Origin of the sequence: Sediminimonas sp., assembly GCF_024637375.1 — a bacterium.
GTDB lineage: Bacteria > Pseudomonadota > Alphaproteobacteria > Rhodobacterales > Rhodobacteraceae > Sediminimonas.
Genome location: NZ_JAGXFK010000006.1, coordinates 1 through 7,390, shown reverse-complemented (window position 1 = coordinate 7,390; position 7,390 = coordinate 1). Strand labels below are relative to the sequence as shown.

The window sequence follows — 7,390 nt, the reverse complement described above, 5'->3', positions numbered from 1 at the left end:
CGCGAGCGGCGCGAACTGGACCCCGGCGACGCCTGCCCCGATTGTGGCGGCGATCTGCGCGTGGTCGGCGAGGACGTCAGCGAACTGCTCGACATGATCGCGGCGCAGATCAAGGTGATCGAAGTCGCCCGGGTGAAGAAGCCCTGCCGTCGTTGCGAAGCCATGGTTCAGGAGCCCGCCCCCAACGCGGCGGCGTTCGGTGACAGCCAGCCCCGGTTGCGCGCTGCGCTACGCCAAAGGCTCCGCGCGCGGCCTCTTTACCCACCCCGCGGGGCGCTATCTCACAATCTCACCCTTGAAGGAATCCCCGACGATTCAAATTTCGGTCGAAACGTTGTGGTCGTTGCCCAATGATGAATGGCACCTCAGACCTTCATTCGTTCTGACTTTGGATCGTAGAGCGGCCTCAGGCTGGCTTGTGCCTTTACCTTGGTTCCCATCACGTCGATCTCGTAGCTCGAGGCAAGAACATTCGCGGCCTTTTCACCTTTGCAGGGCACATACCCCATGCCCACTGCACCGCCGAGGTGGTGACCATAGTTTCCGGAACTGAGATATCCGACATATTCGCCATCCCGTATGATCGGTTCATTGTGGAACAGAAGCGGCTCGGGATCATCCAGCAGGAACTGAACCATTCGGTATTCCGGCCCACTTTCCTTACGCGCGGCCACGGCAGGTTTGCCAATGAAATCGGCCTTGTTCAGATCAACGGCAAAGCCCAACCCGGCGTCGATCACGTTGTCCTCGCAGGTGATGTCGTGGCCGAAATGGCGGAACGCCTTTTCGATGCGACAGCTGTCCATCATGTGCATCCCGCACAGCTTGAGCCCCATGTCCTGCCCAGCCTCGAAAAGCGCCTCGAAGACATGCCCGGCCATGTCGGTCGAGATATAAATTTCCCATCCCAGTTCACCGACGTATGAGACACGGTGCGCTCGGGCGAGTCCCATGCCTATCTCGATCTCCTGCGCCGTCCCGAAGGGGTTGGTTCGGTTCGAAAAATCGTTGGGAGACACCTTGTTGAGCAACGCGCGCGAGTTGGGCCCCATAACCGCCAGCACGCCTTCGGCGGCAGTGACGTCTGTGATGACCGCGCGATACTCGCCCAAGTGGCGGCGCATCCGCGTTTCGTCGGCCAACCGGGTCGCGGCTGGCGTCACCACGAGGTAGGCGTTTTCGGAGAGGCGGGTCACGGTGACGTCTGCCTCGATCCCGCCGCGCGAGTTGAGAAACTGGGTATAGACGATCTTCCCCGCGGGTACCGACATGTTGGCGCCGCAGATATGGTTGAGGAAGTCCTCCGCATCCGGGCCTTCAACGCGCAGCTTGCCGAAGGAAGACATGTCATACATACCGACATTCTCGCGCACGGCACGATGTTCTGCTGCGGAGTTTTCGAACCAGTTCTGCCGCTTCCAACTGTAGCGGTATTCGCGTTCCTGCCCTTTCTCGGCGATCCAGTTGGCGCGCTCCCAACCGTTGGTCTCGCCCATCACGGCGCCTCGCTCCAGCAGGTGATGGTGGAACGGCGAGCGCCGGATGCCGCGCGCCGTGGCCATCTGGCGATACGGGAAATGGTCAGCATAGAGCAAACCCAGTGTTTCAGTCGATCGGGTGGTCAGGTAGTGCTGGTTTCCCTGGAACGGATGCATCCGCGAGATATCCACGTCACCCAGATCGAAGGGCTTCTCGCCGTCTTGCATCCACCGTGCCAGCGCCATGCCGGCGCCGCCTGCGCTCTGGATTCCGATGGAGTTGAAGCCGCAGGCGACCCAGACATTGTCCATCTCCGGCGCCAGCCCGATGTGATAGGCGTCGTCCGGCGTAAAGCTTTCCGGTCCGTTGAAAAAAGTGTGGATGCCAGCATCGGCCAGCATCGGCATGCGCTTGCAGGCGGCCTCGAGGATTGGTTCGAAATGGTCAAAATCCTCTGGGAGTTGGTCGAACTCGAAGCTGTCGGGGATGCCGTCAATGCCCCAGGGTTTGGCGTTCGGTTCGAAAGCGCCGAGCACTAGTTTACCGGCATCCTCCTTGTAATAGGCGCATTCGTCCGGAACCCGAAGCACCGGCATCCGGGGCAATCCCTTGATCGCCTCGGTGACGATATAGAAATGCTCGCATGCCTGCAGGGGAACGTTGACCCCGGCCATACGGCCGACTTCGCGGCCCCACATGCCTGCGCAGTTCACAACCATGTCGGCAGCTATATGGCCCTGCTGCGCGCCGTCGTCGCTTTCCCAGTCGACTCCGGTGATGCGCTTGCCATCACGGGCCATGCCCGTGACTTTCACGCGCTCTCTGATCACGGCGCCGCGTTGCCGTGCCCCCTTGGCCATTGCCAGCGCGATGTTGGCAGGGTCGCCCTGGCCATCCAGCGGAAGCCAGACTCCGCCGGTGACGTTTTCGAGGTTGAGGTGCTCGTACCGCGTCTTCACCTCTGCGGGGGACAGCTCCTCGACCTCGACGCCGAATGCGCGCGCCATGGCGGCGGTTCGGTACAGTTCTTCCAGTCGTTCCTGGCTCAGCGCGACACTGATCGATCCGGTCTGGCGAAACCCGGTAGCGACGCCGGTTTCCTCCTCCAGCTTGCTGTATAGCTCCTGGGTGTACTTGGCGAGCTTGGTCATGTTCGCGGACGGCCGAAGCTGTGCGATCAGGCCCGCCGCATGCCAGGTGGTGCCACTGGTCAGTTGCTTGCGCTCCAGCAGAACGACATCGGTCCAGCCGAGCTTCATCAGGTGATAGGCTACCGAGCAACCGATCACGCCACCGCCGACGATCACCACGCGCGCTTTACCGGGAAGTTCAGACATATTCTTGGTCTCCTTGGCTTTGAGCGTCTGGCGTGAACCTGTCACAAAGTTGTTGTGGGAAACGCGCCGTTTTCGACAATTTCAGTATCAAATTCATCAGATTTCGGCCTTGCGGCGGCGCCGCCGCATTTCCAGAGGCGTCGCCCCGAAGAATTGCTTGTAGATCGGGGTCAAGCCGCCAGAGAACCCGGTCGCCAGGCCGACTTCCTGCACGCTCATCGAGGTGTTCAGAAGCAGGTTGTTGGCTCGAGTCAGCCGAAGCTGTCGATAGTAGGTCTTTGGGGTGGTTCCAAGATGGGCGCGAAACTTGCGCTCAAGTGACCTGCTGGAGATACCAAGCGTCTTGACCAGGTCGCCGATGGGGATCGGATCTTCGATACGATTCTGCATTATAGCCACCGCGCGCTTGAGGTTGGCATCCCCGGTCGCGCCACTGGTCGCGCCCTCGGCGGTCTGTCGGGTCGAGAAATCCCGAATTTGTTCGTGCAAAAAGATACTTCTCACGGTCATCAGTGTAGCCGATGGAACGTGCCTTCCGATGACCGACAGCACGACGTCAAGCGTCGCCCCCATGCCCGCGCAGGTGACAACCTGTCCGTCCCGGCTGGCCAGTGCGCTGCCCGTACCGAACAATTCCAACCGCTCGCGCAGAACGACCGCGTTTTCCCAATGCGTAACGAGGCCATTCGCCTCCCCGCCGCGCTCCTTCAGATGCCGGCTTGCCGCTTCGGCCATGAGAAAGACCTGCGCCCCGCTATGGACGTACCGCCGGATTGTTGGCCCCATCGATAGCGCCGGGGCATTGGCGGCGGCATTGCCGATGGCAAAAACATACTCTGGGCGCGCCTTGTCGGAAAACGGCTCGGTCATGACCGTCGCGCCACTCGGGCTCGCTACCGGGCCTCCTTGCGCTGAACGAAAAGTCCAGGAAAAAAGCGGCGTGGCGTTGACGCGGTTGGTGATGCGGAGGGCATCGCTCACTGCAGCCATTTCCGTCAGCACGAACCCGTCGGTTACCAGAATGTCGCAATAACAAAGCGCGCCTTTCGCATTGTCGTGCGATGCTGGACCCGAGCGCACCACTGGCCTACACAACCCGGTGTGCAGCCGCGTGCAGTTGGGTGACTTGATCCACCCCGACTTCACAACGGCCTTCTGTCGCGCCCCCGAACAGCGCCTCAACCCAGAACGCCAACGAGTCGCAATGACGGATTCCGTGGAGCATCGCAGCCTCCTTCAATAGACTGGCGGGGCGATCACCCAGATCGCCACGGCTGACTCGTCATAGGGGTTGGCCCAGAAATACTCTTCGCCGCGAAAGCGGAAACTGTCACCGGGACCGACTGTAAATTGCCGTCCTCCGAGCGATAGGTCGAGCTTGCCCATGATGATGTAGCCCACCTCCTGCGTCGGGCGCTTGGCTGGGCCTTGCATTCGCGAATGCGGTTGGAAGGTTGAATGGATCACTTCGAAATCGTCGGTCAGGTCGGGCGACAGCAGTTCTTCCCTCACCCCTTCCTCGCCGGACCCCATGGGCCGCCGCGCCCCTTCGCGCACGACGTATCCCTGCTCTTCGACCGGAGCGCTGGCATGGCCAAAGAGCAGCGACATGGGCACGCCCAGTGCCTCGGCGATCTGACGGAGATCGGTAATAGACGGTTCAGAGATGTCACGCTCCACCTGGCTCAACCAGCCGACCGAGCGGCCCAGTGCCTCGGCCAGGTCCGTCAGCGTCCGACCGCGGGCCTTTCGCAGGGCCCGCAAATCAGCGCCAAGGGTGCGAGTACGACTTACGTCTGATTGATCCAATTGAATATCCTGCGTGAAAAGCGGGGCTTGTTTTTCAATCTTGCAGTCTTGCCTGAAATTTTCAATTATTTTTTCACCTGATGCTGTGACATCTTTCGGGCGCTACCTCTCGACCGGAGTTTAGTAGGGCGCACGATCGCGTAGTGACCTCATGGGATGAACGCCGGTGCCATGCGATACACTCAGGAGGCTGCCGTCGATGGCGAGCAGTTCCTCAAAGTCGAAACCGAGGATGCAAGGCTGGCCAGCCGTCACGCAACTGCCCGCCAGATCACCCCGCTGCTGACTGAAGCGGCCCTCTTCATGTCCGCAAGAGACACGACATGGTCCATCCCCGCGAGCGATCTGTGGTTCCAGGTTCGCTTGCGAAGCCCGAATACCTCCAGCACCGGCTTCGACGCGGCGAACACACCCTTCCTGTCCTTCTTCGACGGCGACCAGGCGATGCTGGCCCGGCTGCGCGGGCAGACGGACGGCAGCATCGAGGCTGTGGCCGAGGGTGACAGCCAGGTGGTCGGCGCCACCTCCTTCGCCATGGGCGATGCCACAATCCACTGGATCGACGTGAAGCTCTCGGTCGGCGCCGACATCGCCATCGCCTTGCACGTGGACGGCGTGCTCCACAGCAGCGCCACGGCCGCCAACACCGGCGCCAGGGGCAAGCCCGCGCTGGCCGTGTTCGCCAACCGCGACATGCACCGCTACTACAACAACACCGACTGGTTCTATGCCCACCTTGCCGCGTGCGACGGGGTCTCCACCATCGGGCGCCGCTTCGCGCGGCAGACGCCGGGCGTGGTGGGCACCCACGATCAGTGGGCCGGCACGCTGGCCGCGCTTGGCGACGGCAACATCGTCACCCGGATGACCAGCGACGCCGCCGGGCAGCGCCAGTCTGCCACCCTCGCGGGCCCCGCCGGCCCGGCCGGCGCGGCCATCGCCGGGCTGCACCTGAAGGCCATCGCGCAGGCGGGGACCAGCGGGCCGGGCAGCCTTGCCGGCTCGCTGCGCCTTGGCGGGGTCGATCATGATGCCGCCGCGCTGGCGGTGGCGGTGGACAAGCCCGAGACGGCGATCTTCTCCTGGGACCAGAACCCGGGCACCGGCGCCGCCTGGTCTGAGACCGCGCTGCCCGACGAGATCGGGGTGCTGAGCGCGCCATGACCCAGCGCACCAGCTTCACCGAGCAGATCGCCGCGGCCTTGCGCGAGCACGGCATCGCGGCCGCCATCGGCGTGTGGATCACCTTCGTTGCCGGGCTTGCCACCGCCGTGACGCGCAAGGCATTCACCAACGAGGCGCTCTTGCACAAGCTCGAGCAGGAGCTCGCCGACGAGCGCGCCCGCATCGAGACCCGCCGCGCCGAGGACCGCCACAACGACGATGCCCGCCTTGCCCGCATCGAGCAAGACATCCACGAGATGCGCAACCTCATGTTTGCCGCCTTCCAGCGCGGCCACGAGGACTGACGGCGGCGCCCGGGGCGCGCGGCACCCGGCGCATGGGGCGCACGGCGCCGGGTCACCGCTCTGCATCGTGGTCGATCGGGATTGCGGCCCTGACCACATCTTCCCGCGCCGCCCCGAACGCGCCCGCCGTGAGAACGCGCGCCCGCATGCGCCGGCCTCGCGCAATCGCCATTCCCGGGCCCCATCATTCCCACCCACCGACGCGCTCGCGGGCGTCGGGCCCGGGGCCGTCAATCTGCAACCCCCAAGAACCGAGGAGTCCCTCATGCCCGATCCCGTCCGCACCTTTGCCGATTACCGCGATGTACCCGATGCGCTCTGGCGCTGGCCCGACTTCAGCCCCGCCGAGATCGCCTGCCGCGGCACCGGCCGGCTCAAGCTGCACCCCGAGGCGCTGGACAAGTTGCAGGCCCTGCGCGACCGGCTGGGCAAGCCGATGATTGTCAACTCGGCCTATCGCAGTCCCGCGCACAACAAGGCGGTCGGAGGCGCGACGCGCTCGAAGCACATGGACGGCACGGCGTTCGATATCTCCATGGCGAACCATGATCCGGAAGTCTTCGAGGCGGCGGCGCGGGACGTGGGGTTCCTGGGCTTCGGGACCTATCCGCGCTCGAACTTCATGCATATCGATCTCGGGCCCGCCCGGTCGTGGGGCGCGCCGTTCCCGCCGCGGGCGGTGCCGTTTGCACGTGAAACGCCGCCAGCGCGCGAGGTGCTGGCGCAGAGCCGGACGCTCAAGGGGAGCGGGGCGGCCGGGGTGGCGACCGTCGGTGCCGCCGGCGTGGAGGTGGCGCAGGACGCGCTGGCCGAGGCGCAGGGTGCGGTTCTGCCGCTGGTGCCCTATCTCGACAGCCTGCGCTGGCTGTTCATCGCCCTGGCGCTTGGCGGCATTGCCGTTGCCGTCTGGGCGCGGCTCGATGACTGGCGCAAGGGGCAGCGCTGATGTGGGGCGGTTTGCTGGCCGGGATCTTGGCCCGGCCGTGGGTGCGGCGGGTGGCGGCCATCGTCCTCGTCGCGCTCGCCGTTCTTCTGTTTCTGGTCAACCTCCGCCGCACCGGCGAGCGCGCGGGGCGCGCCGCCGAACGGCTAGACATGATGGAGCGTCGCAATGCCGTACACCGAAGGATGCTGGAGGCGGCCGCGCGTCGTCCCCGTGATCGTGATGCTCTTGTTGAGCGGTTGCGCGGGGGTGGGTTTTGATCGGGTCGGGCAAGGAGCGTGTCCGCCGGTGGTAGCGTACAGCCCGGCCGAGCAGGCGCGGGTGGCCGACGAGGTGGCGGCGTTGCCGGAGGG

The 7,390-nt window shown here is 64.3% G+C and carries 7 protein-coding genes and 1 pseudogene; 5 read left to right on the top strand and 3 right to left on the bottom strand.

Annotated elements, in window-relative coordinates:
* A pseudogene (locus tag Q0L89_RS00930) lies at positions 1–186 on the top strand (IS66 family transposase zinc-finger binding domain-containing protein); the annotation flags it as partial.
* Positions 187–365: 179 nt separating this feature from the next.
* Here the strand turns inward: Q0L89_RS00930 and Q0L89_RS00925 are convergent.
* From Q0L89_RS00925 to Q0L89_RS00915, 3 genes are all read right to left on the bottom strand, one after another.
* On the bottom strand, positions 366–2,816 hold the full coding sequence (locus Q0L89_RS00925) for an FAD-dependent oxidoreductase (protein ID WP_296761775.1): 2,451 nt from the start codon (positions 2,814–2,816) through the stop codon (positions 366–368).
* A 96-nt stretch (positions 2,817–2,912) separates the two neighbouring features.
* Positions 2,913–3,806 (bottom strand): helix-turn-helix domain-containing protein, encoded by an 894-nt coding sequence (locus tag Q0L89_RS00920; protein ID WP_296761777.1) that lies wholly within the window; start codon positions 3,804–3,806, stop codon positions 2,913–2,915.
* A gap of 246 nt (positions 3,807–4,052) precedes the next feature.
* Complete coding sequence (locus tag Q0L89_RS00915; RefSeq protein ID WP_296761773.1) at positions 4,053–4,625, bottom strand: XRE family transcriptional regulator; 573 nt, start codon at positions 4,623–4,625, stop codon at positions 4,053–4,055.
* 171 nt (positions 4,626–4,796) lie between these two features.
* Between Q0L89_RS00915 and Q0L89_RS00910 the strand changes: the two genes are divergently transcribed.
* From Q0L89_RS00910 to Q0L89_RS00895, 4 genes are all read left to right on the top strand, one after another.
* Positions 4,797–5,789, top strand: a complete 993-nt coding sequence (locus tag Q0L89_RS00910) for an FscB (protein WP_296761771.1) — start codon at positions 4,797–4,799, stop codon at positions 5,787–5,789.
* Positions 5,786–6,094 carry a hypothetical protein gene (locus tag Q0L89_RS00905; RefSeq protein WP_296761769.1) on the top strand — a complete coding sequence of 103 codons (309 nt, stop codon included), beginning with the start codon at positions 5,786–5,788 and terminating at the stop codon, positions 6,092–6,094. Before Q0L89_RS00910 ends, Q0L89_RS00905 begins: the two co-directional genes overlap by 4 nt.
* Before the next feature lie 265 nt (positions 6,095–6,359).
* Positions 6,360–7,040, top strand: coding sequence for a D-Ala-D-Ala carboxypeptidase family metallohydrolase (locus Q0L89_RS00900; protein WP_296761768.1), 681 nt, complete (start codon positions 6,360–6,362; stop codon positions 7,038–7,040).
* Positions 7,040–7,297 carry a hypothetical protein gene (locus tag Q0L89_RS00895; RefSeq protein WP_296761765.1) on the top strand — a complete coding sequence of 86 codons (258 nt, stop codon included), beginning with the start codon at positions 7,040–7,042 and terminating at the stop codon, positions 7,295–7,297. The genes Q0L89_RS00900 and Q0L89_RS00895 overlap by 1 nt, the downstream gene beginning before the upstream one ends.
* The last annotated feature ends 93 nt before the right edge of the window (positions 7,298–7,390 follow it).

What these genes read in the sequence shown, in the direction of transcription:
- Q0L89_RS00925 (WP_296761775.1), bottom strand. Translation starts at nt 2,816, where the DNA reads ATGTCTGAACTTCCCGGTAAAGCGCGCGTGGTGATCGTCGGCGGTGGC.
- Q0L89_RS00920 (WP_296761777.1), bottom strand. Translation starts at nt 3,806, where the DNA reads ATGGCTGCAGTGAGCGATGCCCTCCGCATCACCAACCGCGTCAACGCC.
- Q0L89_RS00910 (WP_296761771.1), top strand. Translation starts at nt 4,797, where the DNA reads ATGCGATACACTCAGGAGGCTGCCGTCGATGGCGAGCAGTTCCTCAAA.
- Q0L89_RS00905 (WP_296761769.1), top strand. Translation starts at nt 5,786, where the DNA reads ATGACCCAGCGCACCAGCTTCACCGAGCAGATCGCCGCGGCCTTGCGC.
- Q0L89_RS00900 (WP_296761768.1), top strand. Translation starts at nt 6,360, where the DNA reads ATGCCCGATCCCGTCCGCACCTTTGCCGATTACCGCGATGTACCCGAT.
- Q0L89_RS00895 (WP_296761765.1), top strand. Translation starts at nt 7,040, where the DNA reads ATGTGGGGCGGTTTGCTGGCCGGGATCTTGGCCCGGCCGTGGGTGCGG.